Source organism: Natronohydrobacter thiooxidans (genome assembly GCF_001884735.1).
GTDB classification, from domain to species: Bacteria; Pseudomonadota; Alphaproteobacteria; order Rhodobacterales; family Rhodobacteraceae; genus Roseinatronobacter; species Roseinatronobacter thiooxidans_A.
In genome coordinates, this window is the sequence record NZ_MJAP01000003.1 from 552,827 (window position 1) to 574,374 (window position 21,548).

Consider the following 21,548-nt stretch of genomic DNA (forward strand, 5'->3'; position numbering starts at 1 on the left):
AAGGAGAAATGCGCATGGCGCGACTGAGGATCATCCGCCATGCGCCGGCCCTGCACGGCGGGGCATTGGCCGGGCGGCGCGATGTGGCGGCCGATCTGGGCGATGGCGTGCGACTGGCAGCGCTGCGGGCGGTGCTGGGCGATGGGGCGCGGGTGGTGACAAGCCCCGCGCTGCGCTGCCTGCAGACCGCAGAGGCGCTGTTTCCGGGCGTGGCACGCAGGCAGGATGCGCGGCTCTGGGAGCAGGATTTCGGTGCGTGGGAGGGGATGGGTTTTGACGCCCTGCCCGATCTGGGGCCGATGTCGCGGGCGGAACTGGCGGCGCATTGCCCGCCGGGGGGCGAGAGTTTCGACCGCCTCTGCGCCCGCGTCTGGCCTGCGTTGCACGAGATTGCGGCGAGCGGGGATGCGGTGATCGTGGCGCATGCGGGCGTGATCCGGGCGGGGCTTGCGCTGGTGCTGGACAGCCCGGCGCAGGGGCTGGCGTTCGAGGTGGCACCGCTCTCGCTGACCGAATTGCAGCAGATCGGGGCGCTCTGGTCGGTTGCTTGCGTGAACTGGCAGGCGCGATGAGGATCCGGGTCGCGGGGCATTTCGGGGAATGGCTGCAGGGGCGACTGGGGGCTGATGGCCCGGTGGTGCTGGTGACGCTGCCCTGCCCTGCCCTTGCGCTGGAAGGGAGCGCGCTGCCGGGGCCGATGCGGGTGCAGGGCATGACCGCGCGGGCTGCGCGGGAATTCCTGCGGCCCTTGGGCCTGCGCCTGCCGGGGCGGGTGCGATTGCGGGCGGGGGTCGCGCCCGGTCTGGGCTGCGGCATGTCCACGGCGCGACTGGTGGCGCTGGCAGGGCTGGCCGGATGGGACGGGCCGCCCGAGGCGCTGGCGCAGGTCTGTGTAGAGTTTGAGGGCGCGAGTGACCCGCTGATGTTCGCGCGGCCTGAGCGGCTGCTCTGGGCCTCGCGGCTGGGCCTCGCGCTGGACGCGCTGCCTGCGCTGCCGCGCCATGATCTGATCGGGGGTTTTTTCGGCGGGCCGGTGCGGACGGAGCCGCAGGATGAGCGGTTTCCCGACATCTCGGATCTGATCGCCGGGTGGCAGGAAGCGCGCGATCTGGCGGGTTTCGCCGCGCTGGCCAGTGAAAGCGCGCAGCGGACCTTGGCCCTGCGCGGGCCAAGGGGCGACCCGATCGCCGCGCTGGCGCGGGAATTGGGCGCTCTGGGCCATGTCATCGCCCATACCGGCGCGGCGCGCGGGCTGATCTTCGGCCCCGGCACCGTGCCTGCCCATGCGCGCGACGCGTTGCGCGCAGCGGGCTTGCGCGGGGTGATGCAGATGAGGGCGGGCGGGGCATGAGCTTTGCGGACCCAAGTTTTGCGGGTATGATGCTGGTGGCGCTGGCGCTTGATCTGCTGCTTGGCTGGCCTGCCTGGCTCTTCGCGCGGATCGGCCATCCGGTGACATGGGCTGGCGCGCTGATTGCCGCGCTGGAGCGGCGCTGGAACCACGGCAGACAGCGCCGCGCCAAGGGGGGGGCGTTGGTGCTGGGGCTGGTGGGGCTGGCGGCGGGCGTGGGTCTGGCGCTGCAGGCGCTGCTGCCCGGCGGCTGGGCGGGCGTGCTGATCGGCGGGGTGCTGGCCTGGCCGCTGGTCGCGCTGCGGGCGATGCATGATCATGTCACTGCTGTCGCGCGCCCCCTGCAGGCGGGCGATCTGGAGGGCGCGCGCGGGGCGGTGGCGATGATCGTCGGGCGCGATGTGAGCCAGCTTGATACGGCGGGCGTGGCGCGCGCCGGGCTGGAGAGCCTGGCCGAAAACACCTCTGACGGGATCGTGGCCCCGGTCTTCTGGGGGGCGGTGCTGGGGCTGCCGGGGATTGCGGCCTATAAGGCGATCAACACGCTGGATTCGATGGTCGGGCATAAGAGCGACCGCTACCGGGCCTTCGGCTGGGCCTCGGCGCGGCTCGATGATCTGGTGAACCTGATCCCGGCGCGGCTGACCGGGGCGCTGTTTGCGCTGGTCTCTGGCCGCGCGGGCGCATGGCGCTGCATGAGGCGCGACGCGGGCAAGCACCGCTCGCCCAATGCGGGCTGGCCAGAGGCGGCGATGGCCGGGGCTCTGGGGGTCCGCCTGTCAGGGCCGCGCGCCTATGGCGATCAGGTCGCGCCCGAGCCCTGGGTCAATGACGGCGCGCCCGATCCGGGGCCGGATGATCTGGGCCGGGGCCTAAGGGTCTATGCCCGCGCGATGACGGGGATGGCGCTTCTGCTGGCGGTGGTCTGGGGGCTGGGGTGAAGAACGTTGTGATCATTCCCAGCTTATGACAGTCTCGGGCCTTTCGATGCGGGAACGGCGGTATGAAGTTCAAGGTCACAGAGGACTGGAAGGCAAGTTATCTGGATCCGATATGTTTACAGGCCGGAGACCTGCTTTATCTCACGGGCCGTCAGGACAACTGGGATGGTCACATCTGGCTCTGGGCCAAATCTGCAGGCGGCTTGGAGGGCTGGATACCGGATAGCATCGTCAGAAAAACAAACACTGGCTATGTCGCAACTGAAGATTACACTGCCGCTGAACTTACTTGCCGGGCTGGCCAAGTTGTCACGAGAGAAAAGGAAACGCATGGCTGGGTATTCTGCCGGTTGCCGGACGGTCCTGTCGGCTGGATTCCGCTGAAGAACCTTGCATCGATCGTCGGATAAAGGCTGTCCCCCGCGCGATCTCGTATCCCTCCTCCCCTGCGATGACCCGGAGCGCCGCGCGGGGGCGTCTCCGAGAGTGTCGGCCTTGCGGGAACGCGCCGAAATCGAATCCCGCGACAACGACAAGCTGCTGCGCGAACCGGTCGGGCGGCTAGCTCCTCGACACTCAGGACAATCGGCAATCTGCCGGGCTCGCGATGAAACTGCATGACGCGCGGGCGGCGGGAAAATGATGCGCAGGGTGAAGGTGATGGCCGACACGCCATCCTGTCTCATCCTGAGCTGACAGGCGCGCCGATCTCTCTGCTGCAGTGCTTCGTCCGCCGCTTGGTATCTACGGCTGAACACCAGTTCTTCCGCGAACCGGACACTCACCGACGCCGCGGCATTCGGCAAAATGGACCCTATAGCGGGTTGCATTCATTGGCATTCATGCGCCCCGCTATAACTTATTGTGGTCGCATGTTTTGATGCGCAAAACCGGAGACCAGTTTTGCGCGGGCATGCTCTAAGCCGACCTCGGATGCAGCGCAGCGACATGTGGTATACAGCGTATGTCGATGTCAGCTTGTCGTCATGGGAGGGCATGGCGGCGCGGGATCAGGCAGGGACTGCATGGGCCGTGAGTGCCCGGTGAGAATAGTAGCCCGGAGAACCGGGCTACTCCCTGCGCCTGAACAGGCTGATCTCTTCGACTCTCCGGCCTAGCGCGAAGGCAAAGCCATCCAGTCGGTCAAAGCCACGTCTGCATGCAGGAAAGTAGGGATTTCTGCGCCCAGTTCCTCCATGTTGGTAATGTTGCCGTCATTGAGCATTGCGCGCGTGATCAGTGTCGGTGGCACGATCACCTGCGCGCCGGGGTCTTCACCTGCAAGCAGGAGCGCCAGCGCCCGAACCGAAACCTCGCCGACGACAGCCGGATTCGTCGCAGCAGTCGCGGCCCAGGGCGAATTGGGTTCACGCATCATCGCGATGTCAGCTGTCGAGATATCGGCTGAATAGATATTGATGTTCTCTGCGACGCCCGCTTCCTGCGCGGCGATCATTACACCCTTGGCAAATTCGTTATAGGGGGCAAAGACCACTTCGATACCGGGATTGGCCGAAAAGACAGCGCGCGCCTGATTGGCGACCGAATTGGCAATCGGATTGTCCAGCGTTCCGAATTGCGCGACTTCGTTGATGCCACCGTAGCGCGCCTTGAACTCACGCCAGGTCTCGTCGCGGCGATCCAGAGGCGCGATGCCGGGCACATAGACATAGGCGGCCATGAACGCTTCGCCATTGTCGGTGATGGCCTGTTCCAGCGCGAGACGCGCGAGGTCGCGGTCGGATTGTTCGATCTGGGGAACGGCCGGGTTCTCGACATTCACGTCAAAAGCCACGACTTTGATCCCGGCATCAACTGCCCGCTGTGCTGCATCCTGCATGGATTCGGTCAGACCATGCTGGATGATGATCCCGTCTACACCCAGCGCAATCGCCTGATCGACCATATCGGCCTGCAGGGCGGCGTCTTGTCGGCTGTCAAACACGCGCAGATTGACACCGAGGGCTGCGGCCTGTGCCTCGACCCCGGCCAGATAGGACTGAAAGAAGTCGCCTGTTGAAAGATAGCGCACCAGGGCGATGGTCACGTCGCCCGGGTTATCGAAAGGTGCAGGGGCATCCTGCGCCAGCGCCAGTGAAGGCGTGAACGCAAGAGCACTGGCCGTCATCATCAGTACGCGTCTGGAGATCATGGTTTCCTCCCTTTCTTCAGACTTGGTTGAGCGTGTCGTCACACCCTGCGGCTGCCGCGCGCCGAGAGGGCGAAAGTGAACACAAGGGCAACGACAAGAACCGCGCCCTTGATGAAATCCTGTGTGTAATAGGGTGCGTTCATCATGGTCATGCCCTGCAACAATACGCCCACGAAAAGCGCGCCGATGGCGGTGCCGAAGGCATTGGGTTTGCCAGCCCCGAGCACTGCAAACCCGATCAGGGCCGCGGCTACCGCGTCAAGCAGAAGATTTGTGCCCGACGCTACATCCCCCCGTCCCAGACGGGCGGCCAGGAGCACCCCGCCGAAGGAGGCCAGCGTGCCAGAGATCATATAGGCCGCGATTTTGTAGCGTTCGACTTTGACCCCGGCGAGTTGCGCAGCCTGCGCATTCGAACCTATTGCATACATGAGGCGCCCGTGACGCGTGAATTCCAGAAACACCCAGACCAGCAGGGCCACAACCAGCAGAAAGATCACCGAAAGCGGGATCAGCCGCTCGATGAAGAAATCAATCCGGTGGCGGCCCAGCATCAGGAAGAATTCGGAGAATGTGCCGCGCGCGACTGTGCCATCGGGCAGGGTCATGCCGGTCGAGATCGAGCGCCCTTCGGTCGGGATGCGCTGCAAGCCGATCAGCAGGAACATCATCCCCAGCGTGGCCAGCAGATCCGGCACCCGCGCCTTGACGATCAGCAGGCCATTCACCAGACCCACGCCCGCGCCCATCAGCAGACATAGTACAATCGCTGTGCCTGCGCTCAGTTCCCAGACCACCATCACATAGGCGGAGAGCATAAGCGCCGATGTGGCCACCGCCCCGATTGACAAATCAAATCCGCCTACGACCAGTGTCGCGGTGACGCCAAGCGCGAGGATGCCGGTGATCGCAACCGACTGGAACACGAAGACCGCGCTATGTGGCGACATAAAGCCTGGTGCCGTGATCGAGAAGAACACCAGGAGCCCTGCCATCAGCAAAAGGAAGCCGAATTTTATCGCCAGATCGATCAGTCTTGTCTGCACGCTCATGCCCTTTGCCTTTCTGTCACAACCTCTGACGGGCTGTCAGCAACTTCGGCCATGAGAGTGGCCAGGTCGATATCGCGATTGGGGCGGTCACTTTTCAGGCTCCCCTCGCAGATCACGATGATCCGGTCCGCCACTTCCAGCGCTTCGTCCAGCTCTGTCACCATAACCAGTGTCGCGCGGCCAGCCGATTGCACACGGATACGGGCGCCGATGTCACGCCGGGCTTGAATGTCAACGCCCTGAAATGGCTCATCAAGGATCAGAAGGCGCGCTTCTTCCGCCATCCAGCGCCCGATCATGACCTTTTGCTGATTGCCACCGGACAGGCTGAGAATGGGGTCGGCATGCGACTGGCATTTCACGCCCATTTCGGCGATCATCCGCGCCGCCAGCGCTTTCTCGCTTTTTCGACGGATAAGATCAGCGAACCCGCTATGGCGACGGGTGAAGGGCAGGGTGAAATTGCGCCCGATATCGAAATCGGGAATGATGGCATTGCTGCGCCGGTCGCGCGCGGCCATGAACACTTTGCGCGCAATCGCCTGTGCCGGGGATTTCGGCGCGTAGCTCTGTCCATCCAGCCGCATTGTGCCCGAAACAGGGCGCGCTACCCCGTAAAGCGTATTTGCAAGCTGCGCCTTGCCACTTCCGACCAGTCCGACCACGGCCACCACTTCATTGGCGTGAAGTGTCAGATCGAAGGGCCGTGACTGGGCGCGCAAGCGCAGTTCAGAAAGCTCCAGCACCGGCGCCCCGCGAGCGGGTATCGTGATATCCACCTCGGTCATCTCATGGCCCAACATGGCGCGTACGGCACCAGAGTAATCCAGCGGGGCTTTGGTGAAGCTGCCGGAGATTACCCCGTCGCGCATGCACAGAATACTGTCGGCCAATCGGCGGATATCGGACATGCGATGCGAGATATAGAGGATCGCCACGCCCTTGGCCCTGAGGCCTTCGAGCAGCGTGAACAATCTCTGTGCTTCCGCATCTGACAGCGAGGATGTCGGCTCGTCAAGAATGAGGATTTTCGGATTATGTGACAAGGCCCGGGCAATTGCCACAAGCTGGCGATCAGCCAGCGATAGCAGCGCAACAGGCTGTGTCATCGGCGCCACCAGCCCCACGGCTTTGGCAATCTCCCGCGCCTCGGCGCGCAGCTTTGCGGCGCGCAGGAACAGGCCGGACCCGGCTGCTATACGGTCAAGCATCAGGTTTGACGCGACATCAAGATCCGTCACAACCCCGTCATTGATGGACTGATGAACAGTCACGATGCCCGCGCGCAGCGCCGCATGCGGAGAGTCAGGGGCATAGTCCTGTCCATCCAGCAACATCGTGCCACGATCCGCCGTCTGTACGCCGCACATGATCTTGACGAGGGTCGATTTGCCCGCGCCATTCGCCCCCATCAAAACTGTGATTTGCCCGGCGGGCAGGTCCAGATCAATGCCGCGCAGAACGCTGTTGGCCCCAAAAGCCTTGTTCATATTGCGGATTTCAAGCGCGTTCTGCGTCATCTCGATCCTCTCCCTGTCCCGATAATTGATGGATTTCTGCAAATGTCAATAGTATTTGACTTTTGCAGAAAAAACGGAAAACTGAAGACCAGCGGTGGTATGCGAAGGCCCCGCGATGCGAGAGGAGGTCACGATGAGCGCAACCCCTTATGAAGCTTTGACACCGGAAACGGTCGCCGCGCGACTTGGCGATATCGTCGCGGTCAGCGCGCATGCCGGCGCTCCAGAGACATGGCAGGTGTCAGAAGTGGGGGATGGCAATCTGAATCTGGTCTTCATCGTGACGGGTGCAACCGGTCAGGTGATCGTCAAGCAGGCTTTGCCCTATGTGCGACTGGTGGGCGAAAGCTGGCCCTTGCCGCTCAAGCGTGCCTTCTTCGAATATAACGCCCTGATCCGGCAGGCCGCCCGCGCGCCGGGCATGGTGCCCGAGGTTTATCACTATGACGATGCGCAGGCGCTGGTGGTGATGGAGTTTCTCACCGATCATGTGATCCTGCGACAAAGCCTGATGCAGGGCATTCGCCATGCCGGGCTTGGGCTATTTCTGGGTCGGTTCTGCGCGCAGACGCTCTTTCGCGGCTCGGACCTCAGCATGGAAACAGCCGAGCGCAAGCGCGATCTGGCGCTTTTCGCGGACAATATCGAATTGTGTGACATCACCGAAAATCTGGTCTTTTCCGATCCATATTTCGCAGCTCCGATGAACCGCCACACGCCCGCCCTTGATCCCATCGTGGCCATGCTGCGCGGGGATCGCGATCTGAAGGTGGCCGCGCAGCATCTGAAAGCGGCTTTCGCCAATAATGCGGAAACGCTGCTGCATGGGGATTTGCATACTGGCTCTGTCATGGTCAGCGGCGACAAGGCGCGCGTGATCGACCCGGAATTTGCGACTTACGGTCCGATTGGCTTTGATGTCGGGATGCTGATCGCGAATTTCCTGATGGCCGCCTGTGCCGTGCCCGGCCATCTGGCCGACACCGCGGAACAGGCCAGCTATCAGGAGTGGATTCTCGCAACTGCGGCCGAAGTCTGGGACAGTTTCGCGCAGGAATTTACGCATCTGTGGCGCAATGAGCGCAAGGGCATTCTCTATCAGTCAACGCTCTTTGAGGACCAGAACGACGCGCTTGGTGCGGAGCAGGCGAGGCTTGACAGGCTCGCCGCCATCTGGCGCGATGCGCTTGGATTTTGCGGGGTTGAGATGCATCGCCGCATCCTGGGCCTCGCGCATATCGCCGAATATGACCAGATTGCAGACGATACCCTGCGCGCCCGCTGCGAGGCGCGCGGCCTGATGCTGGGGCGCGCGCTTGTTATCGGGCGCGACACCATCCGCAGCATGGCAGATGTCACCGATCTGGCCCGCAGCATTCTGGGGAAGGACTATCTATGAAAATCGACGGAACCCCGTATCGATCGATCTGGCGCGATGCTGCCTCTGATGCGGTGCAGATCATTGACCAGCGCTGGCTGCCGCATGAACTGCGCATCGTGCCGCTGCGCAGCCTGAGTGATTTTGCCACCGCCATCCGCGATATGTGGGTGCGCGGCGCACCCCTGATCGGGGCGACTGCGGCATGGGGCATGGCCGAGGAAATGGCACGCGACCCGTCCGATACCAATCTGAACGCGGCATGGGATGTGTTGCATGACACCCGGCCCACCGCGATCAACCTGCGCTGGGCGCTGGATGCAATGCGCAGGGCGCTCGCCCCCCTGCCCCCTGAAAAGCGCGCAGATGCCGCCCGCGCCAAGGCCGAAGCGATTTGCGACGAGGATGTGGAAATCAATCGCCGGATCGGGGAAAACGGCCTTGCACTGCTGCGCGACATTGCGGCGCGCAAGGGCGGCGGACGGGTCAATGTGCTGACCCATTGCAACGCAGGCTGGCTTGCGACGGTCGATTGGGGCACTGCCACCTCGCCCATCTACCATGCGGTCGAGGCCGGGATTGATGTGCATGTGTTTGTCGATGAAACCCGCCCGCGCAATCAGGGCGCGCTGCTGACGGCCTGGGAAATGAACAGCCACCGTGTCAGCCATGATCTGATTGTGGATAATGCGGGCGGTCATCTGATGCAGCATGGCGAGATCGATATCGTCATCGTCGGCTCCGACCGCACCACGGCGCGCGGCGATGTGTGCAACAAGATCGGCACCTATCTGAAAGCGCTCGCGGCAAAGGCAAATGACGTGCCGTTCTATGTCGCCCTGCCCTCGCCCACGATCGACTGGACCGTGCGCGACGGGCTGCGTGAAATCCCCATCGAGGAACGATCAGGCCGCGAAGTGACTCATGTGCAGGGCCGCGACTCTGCCGGGGGGGTGGTCGATGTCCAGATTTCTCCGGACGGGACGGGCGCGCGGAACCCCGCCTTTGATGTGACACCGGCAGAGCTTGTCACCGGGCTGATCACCGAACGCGGGATTTGCGCGGCCACGTCTGAGGGCATGGCAGCTCTCTTTCCCGACTACGCGACCTCAGCATTGTAGGTCACGCCAGCAGCGCCTGCGCCACGCTCAGGCTGGTGACAAGATGGGTCGCATAGCCGCCCGCGATGCAGGCGCGGGTGGCTGCGACCTTGTCATGGCCGGGCGTGATGAGGATGCCGGCCTGCAAACCGATCAGATCGCGCAATTCAACCCCGATCATTCGTTCGTCCATCGGGCCGGGGATCGCTTTTCCCTGTGCATTTATGAAGCGCCCCGAGACCACGCCCACGGCTCCTCGGGCCACATACCAGTCCAACTCGTCTCGATTGACCACCCCGGCCCCCACGACGTGACTGTCTGGCTGACAGGTGCCGACGGAAAACAGGCTTTTGGTGATATGGCCGAACTGGTCAAGCTGCGCTTTCAGGATCGGTTCGGCGCGGAGTTCGCGGGCGAGGTCTGCGCGGCTGAGGATCGCGGGCGCATGAAGGTTGTGGCAGCGGGCCCCGAGCTTCTGGGCAAGGCGCGTTGAACAGGCCTCGGCTGTGAAACCATATGGGGTAGACATGGAGCCGACGAGTTGAATCACCGTCAGATCAGGCAGGTTCTGCTGTTCGAGCACAGTGGCGAGGTCATAGACTGTACGACCCCAGGCCACGCCCAGCCGGTCATCAGGGGCCAGCAGGTCCGGCAGCCATTCCGCAGCACCCCGGACGACCCGGTAAAACCTGTCCTCGTCATTGGTAGCGGCTTCATCTGGCACGACATAGGCCGCTTGCAGACCGAAGCGGGCGCAAAGCTCCAGCGCCACGCGATGCGTGGTAAAGCTCTCGGCAGCCATCGAGATGCGGATCAACCCGCTTTCGCGGGCTTCGGCCAGATAGTTGACGACAGAGGCGCGCGATATGCCAAGCCGATCAGCAATTTCCTTTTGGTTCAGGCCTTCGTGATAATACATCCAGGCGACTTCGATGATGACATTCTCGCCTGTGATCTGGCCGGCGGTCCTGCGTCGTGTGATCCCCATTCTCACCCCAATTCAACTAATGCCAAGATGGTTTGACATTTGTGCAAGCCTATCCCATTGTCAATCACACACAGGGCGAAGACGGATACATACAGCATGGTCGCAAATCTCTGGCAGGACAAGCAGGCAAAGCAATTTCAGGATGCAGCGGGCACAGACCCGACGGCGCGCGAACTTGCCTTGCGGGTCTACACGTCGCGCCTGATCGGGCAAGATCCTGATCTGGTCATGCATGGGGGGGGAAATACATCGGTCAAGCTGCGCGGGCGCGATGTGATGGGGCGTGAGATTGACGTGCTGCATGTCAAGGGCTCTGGCTGGGATCTGGAAACCATCGAGGCCGCCGGCCTGCCTGCGGTGCGGCTGGACCCGCTGATGGAGTTGCGCGCGCTTGATGCGCTCTCGGACGAGGCGATGGTGAATGTGCAGCGTGCAAACCTGCTTGACAGCATTGCGCCCAACCCATCGGTGGAAACCCTTCTGCATGCCTGGTTGCCCCCGCGCTATATCGATCACACGCATGCAACGGCGTTTCTCGCGCTGGCAAATCTGCCCGAAGTGGCTGAGGCCACGCGCGAGATTTTCGGCGACCGCATGACGCTGGTGCCCTATATCATGCCCGGTTTCGCGCTGGCCAAGGCCGCGGCAGAAGTGTTTGAGGCCAATCCGCAAGCCGAAGGGCTGCTTTTGGTCAATCATGGGCATTTCACATGGGGCGAGACCGCGAAGGCGTCCTATGACCGTCTGATCGCGCATACCAACGCCGTAGAGGACTGGCTCGCACAGCGCCGCCCTGCGCCTTTGCACCCCGCCGCAGCGCTGCCCGCTGACGAACGCGCGCAGACCCTGCCGCGACTGCGCGGGGTGATTGCCCGGACGCTTGGTGACGGGGCCGCCATGCCTGTGATGGATCTGCGGGCAGGTAGTGATGTGATGCGCTTTCTCGCCCGCCCTGATCTGGAGGAGCTGGCGAGGCGCGGGGTTGCGACGCCAGATCATGTGATCCGAACCAAGGGCCACCCGCTTGTGCTGCGCAAAGCTGCGCAGAACCCTGACGGATTGCGGCAGGCGCTGGACGCTTACGCCGCGCGCTACCGCGCCTATTTCGAGCGCCATAACCCCCGCTTTGGGGGCGCAAAAACCATGCTGGCCCCGGTGCCGGGGCTGGTCTGGGCCGAAGGGATCGGGTTGATCGGGCTGGGGGCCACAAAAGCGGCCGCGCGTATTGCCGCAGACATTGGCGAGCAAACCCTGCGCGTGATGCGCGACGGCGAGGCTTCGGGCGGGTTTCATCCCATCCCCGAAGCGGACCTGTTCGATATGGAATACTGGTCGCTTGAACAGGCGAAGCTGGGCAAGGGCAAACCCGCTGCGCTGCAAGGGCGCATTGTGCTGGTGACAGGTGCTGCGGGCGCAATCGGCGCCGCCATCGCGCGGGCTTTTGCTGCGCAGGGCGCATCGCTCATGCTGATCGACCGCGAGGCAGAGGCCGTGGAGGCGCTGCGCTCCAGCCTCGGGCGCGATCATTGCGCGCTGGCCTGCGACATCACGGCGGCAGGGGCAGCGGATCGCGCGATCGGGGCATGTATCGACAGTTTCGGGGGGCTGGATATTCTGATCTCGAATGCTGGTGCCGCGATGACCGGCGACATGGCCACCCTGCCCGAGACCACCCTGCGCGCCAGTTTCGAGTTGAACTTCTTTGCGCCAGTCGCCTTTGCGCAAGCTGCTGCGCGCGTGCTGCATGCGCAGGCGCGGGGCGGGCAGCTTTTGTTCAATGTCTCGAAACAGGCTGTCAATCCGGGCAAGGGCTTTGGGGCTTACGGCCTGCCCAAGGCCGCGACGCTGTTTCTGGTCAAGCAACTTGCGCTGGAGCTGGGCGGCGAGGGCGTTCGTGTCAATGGCATCAATGCCGACCGTATCCGCTCTGGCCTGCTGACCGATGACATGATCGAAGCGCGCGCCAAGGCACGCGGATTGACCGAAGAGGGCTACCTGTCGGGAAATCTGCTCAAACGCGAGGTGGAAGCGCGCCATGTGGCCGATGCCTTTGTAGCGCTGGCGCTGTCAGAGCGCACAACGGCGCATGTTCTGACCGTGGACGGCGGTAATATCGAAGCCTCGCTGCGCTAAAGGCGCAGGGGGCTATCCCTGCGCGCCAGCGGCGTCCACAGCGCGCCGCATCGCGGTGATGCCATCGCCGATCTGCGCGCCAAGCCGCAAGAGCGTTCCGCCCAGCAGATAGACAACATCCGGCCCATACATGCGCGCCATCTCGCCTGCCCGCTCGACGCTCATGCCGCCGCCGGGCGAGGGCATGATCGGCAGGCCCGGCCCCATCGGGTCGCGGCAGGCTTCGGCAATCGCCTGACACTGCGCGACGGTAAAGCCAAACCGCCCGCCGACATTGGGGAAGACCGAAATATCGGCCCCGGCCAGGCGTTGCAACGTGCCGAAGATGACGCCGTGATCAATCCCGGTATCCGGGGACAGCACATAGGGGCCAAGGAAGCTTGGATGGGCCATCACCGGCAGGTTCAGATCAGGGTCACTGGCAATCGCCTGCATCAGCCCGAAGCCCAGAAGCCCCGGCATGATCAGGAACCCGTCCGCCCCGGCATCGCGGGCAAAGCGCAGGTTATCGCGGATTTCCCACGGATGCCCTGCCACCGACGGGAAATAGAGCGCGCGGTGCCCTGTTTCTTCGGCTGCGCGCGCCACGCTGGCTGCGATCTTCTCGACCCGTTCCCGAAACGGGGCCATGTGCTGATCGGTGATGCCGTGATCTTCCTTGACGATATCCGCCCCGGCACGCGCGCAGCGATAGGAAATCTCTGCCAGCGCATCTGCGTCCAGCCCCTGCGGCTTGATGACGGGTGCGATCAGCCCGCCCTGTGCGCGACCGCACAAGCGCCGCAGTCCATCTATCCCGAACCGCGCGCCCTTGTGGCGTGCAACGATCGCTTCGCCGGGATCGACGCCGATGACCCGCAACCCCCGCTGGATTGAGGAATTGCCGAACACGACATTCAGAAACTGGGCGAATTCCGGCCCGGCACTGTCAGGGCTGTAGCTGAGCGTCGCGCGAAACTGGTTGTCACCCTCGCGCCCGATCTCTTCGATCCGACCAAGGATCGTGTCCTCGATATATCCCGCCGGGACGACATCACGGGGGATTTCCACTGTCTGTTCCAGCGCGATCGCGTCCGCCCGCGCCCGCGCCTCGGCGCGCGATGCCGCAAAGATACGGTAGGTGACGCAAAACCGACTCATAGCGCCTCTGCCTTGACAGCAGAATGCACCGCATCCACGCGCACTGCGCCAAGGGCTTCTTCCGTGATGCCCGTTTCCTGCCCGGTCACCCGCTCGACCGCGTGCACAAGGCTCAGGGCGTCCAGCCCGTAATAGCGCATCAGATAGGGCCTTGAGCCACCATGTGCATAGGTATCCTGAAGCCCCAGCCGCACCAGCTTGCGGGCGAGACCCGCCTCGGCCAGAGCCTCGGCCACCATCGAGCCGATCCCCCCCGCCACGAGATGGTTTTCCAGCGTCACCACGCCATGCCGGACAGAGGCCGCATGTTCCACGATCTGCGCCGCGTCAAAGGGTTTGAGCGTGTTCAGATGCAGGTGCCGCACCGCCACTCCTGCTGCGTCAAGTGCTGCGCGTGCGCGCATTGCTTCCTCGGTTGCTATGCCCGCCGTCACGACCAGAACATCATCCCCCTCGGCCAGCACCCGCATCTGGCCGATGCGCAGAGGGGTGTCGAACAGCCTTGGCACAGAGCCGCGCAGGATCCGGCAATAAACCGGACCATCGACCGTATCAGCCTCGGCGACGATGCTTTCCACCTCGGTCGCATCCCCCGCTTCCAGCACGGTCATGTTCGGGATTGTCCGCATGACCGAGATATCCTCGATCGCCTGATGGGTCATCCCGCCCGGTGTGGTGACGCCCGGCAGAAACCCCATCAGACGCACCTTGCGGCGCGGATAGGCAATGGAGGCCATCAACTGATCGTAGGGCCTGCGATAGAGAAACACCCCAAAACTGTGGATAAAGGGCCGGAACCCTGCCAGCCCCAGCCCGCCCGCAAAAGACAGCATGTTCTGCTCGGCCATACCCAGTGACAGGAACTGATCGGGGTGGCGGTCGCGGAACCCATCAATCTCGCAACTCGAAGTCAGATCGGCGGACAGGCACAGCACTTCCGGGTGCTGGACAGCATAGGCCTCGAAGGCCGATGCGTAGGGGCGGTTAACCATTTCCATCTCAGTGATCCTCCAGCACGATGGGATCAATCCCCAGCTCTTGCGCAATCGCGATATTCATTTCGTCGCGTTCCTGAGCGGTTTTGAAGCGCACATAATGCAGGCGCGGGAATCGGCGCATCAGGAAGTCCATCCCCTTGGTGGGCGAGGAATGAGCAAGAATGATCAGCGGCTGGCCGTCATGCGGCGTGGCGCGGGCCTGCCGCAATGCGTTCAGGTCATGCGCATCGACCTCGGCCACGACAGCGCCGAAATTGCGCAGCTTGGTGGCAATATCGCCCACCTTCATGACATCATCCATCGCGCCGTCGCATTGCTGGCGATTGACATCCATCAGCGCCCAGAGATTGCCGATCTCATGATGTGCGGCGGCCTGCACGGCTTCCCATGTCTGACCTTCCTGCACTTCGCCATCCGACATGAAAACACAGACCTCGCCGGGCTCGCCGCGCCGCTTGCGCCCCCATGCAAGACCCGCTGCCGTGGACAGCCCGATGCCAAGGGTGCCGTTATGCACTTCCATGCCGGGGCTGTGCTCTGCCCCGATCATTTCGACCGAAGACCCATCCTGATTGAACATCTCCAGCCCTTCGGGGGCCATGCGGCCAACCTCGATCAGGCAAGCATAGGCCACCAGCGCGTAATGCGCGGGCGCAATGAACAGACGATCATATTCAGGTGCGGCGGGGCCGTTATATCCTGCACCTGTCACATAGTCAGGGTTTTGTGCCGACGGCACGCCCCCGAAGGGCGGTGGGATCATCGGCATGGTTGAGGGCCCAAGCGTCAGCGCCTCGTTATAGAGAAATGCAAGCTGCTCGGCGGCGGAACAGGCTTGCGACAGATAACCGCCATTGTTGCGCATGGTATGTTCAAACACGCGGCGGCGAATAGCCAAGGCGATATCCTCGCTTCTGGGGGCGTTGCGCATCGTCGATTCCTTACTGCTTTTCATTGGAGATAACTACGAACATAAACAAAAGTCAATTAGTACTGTCATTTGTAAATAATCAAGCTGCAGAGGTGCCCGTCATTGTCCATGGCGGCCGATCACGCGCGCAACAGGCTGTGAATGCAATGCCACGGCTTCGCAGCCCGCTCGCCAGGGTTGCAGGCACCGCTTTGGTGCAGGTGGCAAAGCCGCCCTCTCTCAACTGCAATGTGTTCATCTCGGCTCTTGGCGGCTTGACGAGGCTTCGATAGAAAGGCCATCCGACGAGCAGGAGAGCCCCCTTTGAACCAGACCGCCGAGCGCATCGCCCGCACTATTGCCACCGAGATTTCCGCAAGCGAACGGCAGGTCGCCGCCGCAGTCGCGCTTCTCGACGACGGGGCCACGGTGCCCTTCATCGCGCGCTACCGGAAGGAAGCCACGGGCGGTCTTGACGACACGCAACTCAGGACGCTCAGCGACCGGCTGGGCTATCTGCGCGACATGGAGAAGCGCCGGGCTGCGATCATCGAGTCGATCCGCGGACAGGGCAAACTTACCGACGATCTCGCCCGCAGCATCGCTCAGGCCGAAACCAAGGCCGCGCTCGAAGACATCTATCTGCCTTTCAAGCCGAAGCGCCGCACCAAGGCGATGATCGCCCGTGAAAACGGGCTGGAGCCGCTCTTGCGTGCGATCGAGGCGGACCGGCAGGCCGACCCCGCGACGCTGGCTGCGGGCTATGTGTCCGGGCCGGTCGAAACCGCCGCCGCCGCGCTCGACGGGGCGCGCGATATCCTCACCGAGGAATTGTCGGAGAACGCCGCACTACTGGGGCGGCTGCGCGAATTCATGCAGTCCGAGGCCCGGATCACGGCGCGCGTGGTGCCCGGCAAGGAAGAGGCGGGTGCGAAATTCTCGGATTATTTCGACCATAGCGAGGCATGGGCCACGATCCCGTCGCATCGGGCGCTTGCGATTCTGCGGGCGGGGAAAGAAGAGATCGTCACGATTGATATCGCCCCTCCGCCCGAAACCGGCGCGGCGCGCGCCGTCGGGATCATCTGCAGCGCGATCGGTATTTCAGCAGACGGTCCGGGCGACCGCTGGCTGCGCGAGGCGGCGTCCTGGACCTGGCGGGTGAAACTGTCGCTCACAATGTATGTCGATCTTCTGAGCGAGCTACGACGCCGCGCGCATGAAGAGGCCATCGCAGTCTTCGCCCGCAACCTTCGCGACCTTTTGCTGGCGGCTCCGGCAGGCAACAAGCCGACGCTGGGGCTCGATCCGGGCATCCGCACCGGTGTAAAAGCGGCGGTGGTCGATGCGACCGGTAAGCTTGTGGAGACGGCGACGCTCTATCCTTTCCAGCCGAAGATGGACCTGCGCGGGGCACAAGCCTGGATCGCGGCGGCAGTGAAGCGTCACGGCATCGAACTCATCGCCATCGGCAATGGCACCGCCAGCCGCGAGACCGAGCGCATGGTGGCCGAAGCGCTCAAGCTGATCGAGGGCCGCAAACCCACCAAAGTCGTGGTCTCAGAGGCCGGGGCCAGCGTCTATTCCGCCTCGGAACTGGCGGCGCGCGAATTTCCCGATCTCGATGTAAGCCTGCGGGGTGCGGTCAGCATCGCCCGCCGCCTGCAGGATCCGCTGGCAGAGTTGGTCAAAGTGCCGCCCGAGAGTATCGGCGTCGGTCAGTACCAGCACGATGTCGACCAGCGCCGCCTGACGCAGGCGCTTGAGGCTGTGGTCGAGGATGCGGTGAATGCCGTGGGGGTCGATCTTAACATGGCCTCTGCGCCGCTTCTGTCGCATATCGCCGGTCTCAGCCCTTCGGTCGCCGCGTCCATCGTCACCCATCGCGATGCGCATGGGGCTTTCCCCTCGCGCAAAGCGCTGCTCAAGGTCTCTGGACTGGGACCGCGGGCTTTCGAGCAATGCGCGGGGTTCCTGCGCATTCGGGACGGTGAAGAGCCGCTCGACGCGTCCTCGGTTCACCCGGAAGCCTATGATGTGGCGCGACGCATCGTCGATGCCTGCGGGCGCGATATCCGCGACATCATGGGCCGTCCCGAGGCGCTGCGCGCGCTGAATGCTCAGGATTTCGTCGATGACCGGTTCGGACTGCCAACTGTGCGCGACATTCTCGGCGAACTCGGCAAGCCCGGACGCGACCCGAGGCCCGGATTCCAGACGGCGGCCTTTGCCGATGGGGTCGAGGATATCAGGGATCTCAAGCCCGGCATGCTGCTCGAAGGCACTGTGACCAATGTCGCGGCCTTCGGGGCTTTTGTGGATATCGGCGTACATCAGGACGGGCTGGTGCATGTGAGCCAGCTTGCGGATCGTTTTGTGAAGGATCCCCATGAGGTGGTGAAGGCCGGAGATGTGGTGCGCGTGCGCGTCACAGAGGTTGATATCGCCCGCAAGCGCATCGGGCTTAGTATGCGCAAGGATGGGGGCGGCAGTCCGGCTGCAGACCGGAAATCCATATCGCATGGAGCGGCGAAGAGGTCCCAGACTAAACCCGCGAACGGCACTCCGTCCGGAAAATCCCCCTCCAAAGGCGCTCTGGGTGAGGCGCTGCTGGCGGCAATGAAGCGTGAATGAGTTCCATCTCGCCCCACTCCATCACAGACCGGGATCAAACCCCTGGCTTCATCTGGACTCACGGCGAGGATCGCTCTCGCCTTCGATCAGTTCAATGGGCCAGACACGCGACCCCGGCGGAGGTGCGATCCTTTCCTTGTAGGCAGGCATGGTCGAGAGCAGCGTCTGGGCCAGCGCCCTCCCCAAGCCATGAAGGTCGATGCGAAAGCAGGTCAGGGCGGGCGAGATATAGCGTGACTGGGGGCTTTCCCGAAAGCCGATGATGCCCATGTCGCGCCCGGGCTCGATCCCGCCATCGCGCAAACCGCGATAAAAGCCGACCGAGGTCAATTCGTTGACAAGAACCATGGCGTCGGGTCTGTCCGGTCCGCTCAGGAGATGCTGGGCCAGTTGGTAACCCCCTCTTTCGTTGGGCGGTGTACGGAAAATATGCCGGTCATCGAGTTCAAGGCCGTTTGCGTGCAGGGCCATGCGCGACGATTCAATGAAGATCTTTCCCAGATTGGTATCGTCGGAAGCCGACGAGATCGCTATTTTCCGATAGCCGCGATCAACCAGACGTGCGACTGCGCTCTTGGCAAATCCCTCAAAGTCGAGATCGAACCAGGGTTGCCCGAGGTCGGTCTCACTGCGACCAAGGGCTATGAACGGGATCTTGCGCTTGACCAGAAAGTCGATGCGGCCGTCATGTATTCTGGTGCCGGATATGATCAGGGCATCGGCAAAGCCGCGCGCGACCGTGCGCCGCAGGTATTCCTCGCGATCCTGATCTGCCGCGCATAACAGGACCACCAGGTCGAGCCCGTGCTGGGACAGCACCGTCTGCACGCCATCAAAGACGCTCATGAAGAACGTGTCGCCATCGCCGGTGATCTCGGCGCCGGTCTGCATCATGAAGCCGATGACGCCCGTTGATCCTTTGCGCAGCGCACGACCGGCCTGATTCGGTGCATATCCAAGTTCGTCTGCGGCCTTGAGAACGCGCTGGCGCGTCTCTTCATTGACGTCCGGTCGCCCGTTCAAAGCGCGTGAGACCGTCCCGATCGAGATATCGAGATGTTTCGCCAAACCCTTGATGCTGACCATAAAACTCTTCCGTGGTGTCGCGCTGAGATGAAGTCTTCGTAATCGTTTACGAAAGTCTATTGACACAATAGCAACTCGATGACTAGTCTCGTAAACGTTTACGGGCTTCGGTCATTTTGACGCGCAACAAAGCCCGGGGAGGAACAGTGGAGGAGATTTCGTGACATATTCGGCCGTTTTGGCCGGGTGCGGAGCTATGTCCAAGGGCTGGCTCGATGCGCTTTCGCGCGTCCCGCAACTGGCGGAAAAGATCAAGATCGTGGGCTTGATGGACATCGATCCGGAACTCGCCAAAGCGCGCGGTGCCGAGTTTGGATTGTCCGCCACATTCCATTGCGATCTCGCAGAGGCTCTGGCGACCCACAAGCCCGATTTCGTTTTCGACGTCGTGCCGCCATCGGCCCGCAAAACTGTTGTGTTGACGGCATTGGCCAATGGGTGTCACGTCCTGAGCGAGAAGCCGATGGCAGCCAGCCTGTCCGACGCCCGCGAAATGCTTGACGCTGCCCGCAATGCCGGACGCCTGCACGCCATTGTACAGAACCGGCGATACATCGAAGGCGTGCGCCGGATCAGGGCGTTCCTTGAAAGTGGTGCTATCGGCAAATTGACAAGCATGCACTGCGACTTCTTTCTCGCGCCTCATTTCGGCGGGTTCCGGGAGCAAATGGAGCATGTGCTGCTACTGGACATGGCCATCCACACTTTCGATGCCGCGCGCTTCATGTCGGGCACCCGCCCGCTTGCTGTCTATTGTCACGAGAGCAATCCGGACGGCTCGTGGTTTGCGCATGGCGCTTCGGCCAATGCAATCTTCGAGATGTCGGATGGCGTGACCTTCACCTATCGCGGCTCCTGGTGCGCGGATGGCGCACCGACAAGCTGGGAGAGCCAGTGGCGACTTGTCTGCACCGATGGCTCGCTGATCTGGGACGGCGAGGACAAGTACGACGCGCGGGCACGAGCGAGCGAAGGCAAATTCATCAATGATCTCAAACCGGTCGCTGTGCCCGCGCTGGACACCTCCGGCACAACCGACGGGCATGCCAGCGTCTTGCTCGATTTCCTCAAAGCCGTCGAAACGCAGTCCATCCCCGAAACCGATGGCAGCGACAACATCAAGAGCCTGGCGATGGTTTTCGGCGCCATCGAAAGCGCCCGCACCCATACCCGCACCCTAATCAATCTGGAAGTCAACTGATCATGCCCAAGAGCAACACCACAAATTCCATCCGGATCGGCACGATGGTCAGCGCCAGTGCCGGAAAAGCGGCCAGTACAATCGGCAAGATCGCCGATCTGGGCTTTGAGAGTTTCGAGCCGTTTTTCTGGCAGACCACCAATGGTCAGGATCTCTCCGAGCTGGGCAAGCGCTGCCGGGAGGCCATCGGCGATCGCGACATCACGATCTCGACCATCGGCATGTTCGGCAATCCGCTGGAGGATCAGCCGATGGATCGCGAGACCCTCGAAGGCTGGAAACAGTGCATCGACAACGCGCATCATTTCGGCGCGACCTGCGTCGCGGGATTTACCGGGCGTGTGCGGGGAAAGCCGATCGAGGATAGCCTGCCCCGTTATCGCGAGGTCTGGGCCGAACTGGCAAAGCGTGCCGCCGACAAGGGCGTCCGTATTGCCTTCGAGAACTGCGCGATGGATGGCAATTGGCAGACCGGTGACTGGAACATCGCCCATAATCCGGATGCCTGGGAGTTGATCTTCAACGAGACGCCGGACGAGCATATCGGGCTCGAATGGGAGCCCTGCCATCAGATGGTCTACCTGATCGATCCCCTGCCCCAGATCCGCAAATGGGCACATAAGATTTTCCATGTGCATGGCAAGGACGCAACGATCCGATGGGACGTGATCCGCGAGCACGGCATTTTCGGCAAGCATCCCTTTGTCTTCATGCGCACGCCGGGTTTTGGCGACAGCAACTGGACCGACATCATTTCGGAACTGCGCCTGGCCGGCTGGTCCGGTTCCATCGATATCGAGGGCTGGCACGACCCGGTATACCGCGGCGCGCTCGAAATGACCGGACAGGTTCACGCGCTCAATCATCTCAAACAGGCCAGAGGAGGCGATTTCATCGTCGATCCGACCTGAATCCTCGTATCCGGTCCGGGAGGAGAATGGGCCGGTGCGGTTGTTTCCGTCTT

At 62.7% G+C, this 21,548-nt stretch carries 18 protein-coding genes; 10 read left to right on the forward strand and 8 right to left on the reverse strand.

Annotation, left to right across the window (positions count from 1 at the left end):
- Positions 1 to 14 precede the first annotated feature (14 nt).
- From BG457_RS05180 to BG457_RS05195, 4 genes are all read left to right on the forward strand, one after another.
- Positions 15 to 572, forward strand: coding sequence for a histidine phosphatase family protein (locus tag BG457_RS05180; RefSeq protein ID WP_245770931.1), 558 nt, complete (start codon positions 15 to 17; stop codon positions 570 to 572).
- Complete coding sequence (locus tag BG457_RS05185) at positions 569 to 1,351, forward strand: hypothetical protein (RefSeq protein ID WP_071795902.1); 783 nt, start codon at positions 569 to 571, stop codon at positions 1,349 to 1,351. Before BG457_RS05180 ends, BG457_RS05185 begins: the two co-directional genes overlap by 4 nt.
- On the forward strand, positions 1,348 to 2,292 hold the full coding sequence (gene cbiB, locus BG457_RS05190) for an adenosylcobinamide-phosphate synthase CbiB (protein WP_071795903.1): 945 nt from the start codon (positions 1,348 to 1,350) through the stop codon (positions 2,290 to 2,292). Before BG457_RS05185 ends, cbiB begins: the two co-directional genes overlap by 4 nt.
- 62 nt (positions 2,293 to 2,354) lie before the next feature.
- Positions 2,355 to 2,702 carry an SH3 domain-containing protein gene (locus tag BG457_RS05195; protein WP_071795904.1) on the forward strand — a complete coding sequence of 116 codons (348 nt, stop codon included), beginning with the start codon at positions 2,355 to 2,357 and terminating at the stop codon, positions 2,700 to 2,702.
- A gap of 704 nt (positions 2,703 to 3,406) precedes the next feature.
- Here the strand turns inward: BG457_RS05195 and BG457_RS05200 are convergent.
- The 3 genes from BG457_RS05200 to BG457_RS05210 are packed head-to-tail and all read right to left on the reverse strand — an operon-like array spanning position 3,407 to position 7,016.
- Positions 3,407 to 4,444: a substrate-binding domain-containing protein gene (locus BG457_RS05200; RefSeq protein ID WP_071796075.1), complete on the reverse strand. Its 1,038-nt coding sequence runs from the start codon at positions 4,442 to 4,444 to the stop codon at positions 3,407 to 3,409.
- Positions 4,445 to 4,482: 38 nt separating this feature from the next.
- Positions 4,483 to 5,496, reverse strand: a complete 1,014-nt coding sequence (locus BG457_RS05205; protein ID WP_071795905.1) for an ABC transporter permease — start codon at positions 5,494 to 5,496, stop codon at positions 4,483 to 4,485.
- Positions 5,493 to 7,016: a sugar ABC transporter ATP-binding protein gene (locus BG457_RS05210; RefSeq protein WP_071796076.1), complete on the reverse strand. Its 1,524-nt coding sequence runs from the start codon at positions 7,014 to 7,016 to the stop codon at positions 5,493 to 5,495. Before BG457_RS05210 ends, BG457_RS05205 begins: the two co-directional genes overlap by 4 nt.
- A 133-nt stretch (positions 7,017 to 7,149) precedes the next feature.
- Between BG457_RS05210 and mtnK the strand changes: the two genes are divergently transcribed.
- Together mtnK and mtnA are read left to right on the forward strand one after the other, a co-directional pair.
- Positions 7,150 to 8,415, forward strand: coding sequence for an S-methyl-5-thioribose kinase (gene mtnK / locus BG457_RS05215; protein WP_084657469.1), 1,266 nt, complete (start codon positions 7,150 to 7,152; stop codon positions 8,413 to 8,415).
- Positions 8,412 to 9,515, forward strand: coding sequence for an S-methyl-5-thioribose-1-phosphate isomerase (gene mtnA / locus BG457_RS05220; protein WP_071795907.1), 1,104 nt, complete (start codon positions 8,412 to 8,414; stop codon positions 9,513 to 9,515). Before mtnK ends, mtnA begins: the two co-directional genes overlap by 4 nt.
- A 1-nt stretch (position 9,516) precedes the next feature.
- On the opposite strand, the gene BG457_RS05225 is transcribed toward mtnA, so the two are convergent.
- On the reverse strand, positions 9,517 to 10,482 hold the full coding sequence (locus tag BG457_RS05225; protein WP_071795908.1) for a sugar-binding transcriptional regulator: 966 nt from the start codon (positions 10,480 to 10,482) through the stop codon (positions 9,517 to 9,519).
- Positions 10,483 to 10,578: 96 nt separating this feature from the next.
- Here BG457_RS05225 and BG457_RS05230 point away from each other — a divergent pair, with 96 nt between their 5' ends.
- Positions 10,579 to 12,615, forward strand: coding sequence for a bifunctional aldolase/short-chain dehydrogenase (locus BG457_RS05230; RefSeq protein ID WP_071795909.1), 2,037 nt, complete (start codon positions 10,579 to 10,581; stop codon positions 12,613 to 12,615).
- 12 nt (positions 12,616 to 12,627) lie between these two features.
- Here the strand turns inward: BG457_RS05230 and BG457_RS05235 are convergent, their stop codons facing one another.
- Genes BG457_RS05235 through BG457_RS05245 form a run of 3 tightly spaced genes read right to left on the reverse strand, consistent with a single transcriptional unit; the run spans position 12,628 to position 15,684 of the window.
- The gene (locus BG457_RS05235) at positions 12,628 to 13,755 is read right to left on the reverse strand and encodes a RuBisCO large subunit C-terminal-like domain-containing protein (protein ID WP_071795910.1); all 1,128 of its coding nucleotides are present in this window, start codon (positions 13,753 to 13,755) and stop codon (positions 12,628 to 12,630) included.
- Positions 13,752 to 14,753, reverse strand: coding sequence for a transketolase family protein (locus BG457_RS05240; RefSeq protein WP_071795911.1), 1,002 nt, complete (start codon positions 14,751 to 14,753; stop codon positions 13,752 to 13,754). Before BG457_RS05240 ends, BG457_RS05235 begins: the two co-directional genes overlap by 4 nt.
- A 1-nt stretch (position 14,754) precedes the next feature.
- Complete coding sequence (locus BG457_RS05245) at positions 14,755 to 15,684, reverse strand: transketolase (RefSeq protein WP_071796077.1); 930 nt, start codon at positions 15,682 to 15,684, stop codon at positions 14,755 to 14,757.
- Between the two features lie 303 nt (positions 15,685 to 15,987).
- Between BG457_RS05245 and BG457_RS05250 the strand changes: the two genes are divergently transcribed.
- Positions 15,988 to 18,297 (forward strand): Tex family protein, encoded by a 2,310-nt coding sequence (locus BG457_RS05250; protein WP_071795912.1) that lies wholly within the window; start codon positions 15,988 to 15,990, stop codon positions 18,295 to 18,297.
- Positions 18,298 to 18,345: 48 nt separating this feature from the next.
- On the opposite strand, the gene BG457_RS05255 is transcribed toward BG457_RS05250, so the two are convergent.
- On the reverse strand, positions 18,346 to 19,383 hold the full coding sequence (locus tag BG457_RS05255) for a LacI family DNA-binding transcriptional regulator (protein WP_071795913.1): 1,038 nt from the start codon (positions 19,381 to 19,383) through the stop codon (positions 18,346 to 18,348).
- A gap of 160 nt (positions 19,384 to 19,543) precedes the next feature.
- Between BG457_RS05255 and BG457_RS05260 the strand changes: the two genes are divergently transcribed.
- Both BG457_RS05260 and BG457_RS05265 read left to right on the forward strand, forming a co-directional pair.
- Positions 19,544 to 20,584 (forward strand): Gfo/Idh/MocA family protein, encoded by a 1,041-nt coding sequence (locus BG457_RS05260; protein ID WP_071795914.1) that lies wholly within the window; start codon positions 19,544 to 19,546, stop codon positions 20,582 to 20,584.
- A gap of 2 nt (positions 20,585 to 20,586) precedes the next feature.
- Positions 20,587 to 21,495, forward strand: coding sequence for a sugar phosphate isomerase/epimerase family protein (locus BG457_RS05265; RefSeq protein ID WP_071795915.1), 909 nt, complete (start codon positions 20,587 to 20,589; stop codon positions 21,493 to 21,495).
- Positions 21,496 to 21,548 lie beyond the last annotated feature (53 nt).

Excerpts from the sequence above, each read along its gene's own strand:
- mtnA (WP_071795907.1), top strand. The coding sequence starts at position 8,412 with ATGAAAATCGACGGAACCCCGTATCGATCGATCTGGCGCGATGCTGCC.
- BG457_RS05185 (WP_071795902.1), top strand. The coding sequence starts at position 569 with ATGAGGATCCGGGTCGCGGGGCATTTCGGGGAATGGCTGCAGGGGCGA.
- BG457_RS05210 (WP_071796076.1), bottom strand. The coding sequence starts at position 7,016 with ATGACGCAGAACGCGCTTGAAATCCGCAATATGAACAAGGCTTTTGGG.
- mtnK (WP_084657469.1), top strand. The coding sequence starts at position 7,150 with ATGAGCGCAACCCCTTATGAAGCTTTGACACCGGAAACGGTCGCCGCG.
- BG457_RS05240 (WP_071795911.1), bottom strand. The coding sequence starts at position 14,753 with ATGGAAATGGTTAACCGCCCCTACGCATCGGCCTTCGAGGCCTATGCT.
- BG457_RS05200 (WP_071796075.1), bottom strand. The coding sequence starts at position 4,444 with ATGATCTCCAGACGCGTACTGATGATGACGGCCAGTGCTCTTGCGTTC.
- BG457_RS05180 (WP_245770931.1), top strand. The coding sequence starts at position 15 with ATGGCGCGACTGAGGATCATCCGCCATGCGCCGGCCCTGCACGGCGGG.
- BG457_RS05235 (WP_071795910.1), bottom strand. The coding sequence starts at position 13,755 with ATGAGTCGGTTTTGCGTCACCTACCGTATCTTTGCGGCATCGCGCGCC.
- BG457_RS05195 (WP_071795904.1), top strand. The coding sequence starts at position 2,355 with ATGAAGTTCAAGGTCACAGAGGACTGGAAGGCAAGTTATCTGGATCCG.
- BG457_RS05225 (WP_071795908.1), bottom strand. The coding sequence starts at position 10,482 with ATGGGGATCACACGACGCAGGACCGCCGGCCAGATCACAGGCGAGAAT.
- BG457_RS05245 (WP_071796077.1), bottom strand. The coding sequence starts at position 15,684 with ATGCGCAACGCCCCCAGAAGCGAGGATATCGCCTTGGCTATTCGCCGC.
- cbiB (WP_071795903.1), top strand. The coding sequence starts at position 1,348 with ATGAGCTTTGCGGACCCAAGTTTTGCGGGTATGATGCTGGTGGCGCTG.
- BG457_RS05265 (WP_071795915.1), top strand. The coding sequence starts at position 20,587 with ATGCCCAAGAGCAACACCACAAATTCCATCCGGATCGGCACGATGGTC.
- BG457_RS05205 (WP_071795905.1), bottom strand. The coding sequence starts at position 5,496 with ATGAGCGTGCAGACAAGACTGATCGATCTGGCGATAAAATTCGGCTTC.
- BG457_RS05230 (WP_071795909.1), top strand. The coding sequence starts at position 10,579 with ATGGTCGCAAATCTCTGGCAGGACAAGCAGGCAAAGCAATTTCAGGAT.
- BG457_RS05255 (WP_071795913.1), bottom strand. The coding sequence starts at position 19,383 with ATGGTCAGCATCAAGGGTTTGGCGAAACATCTCGATATCTCGATCGGG.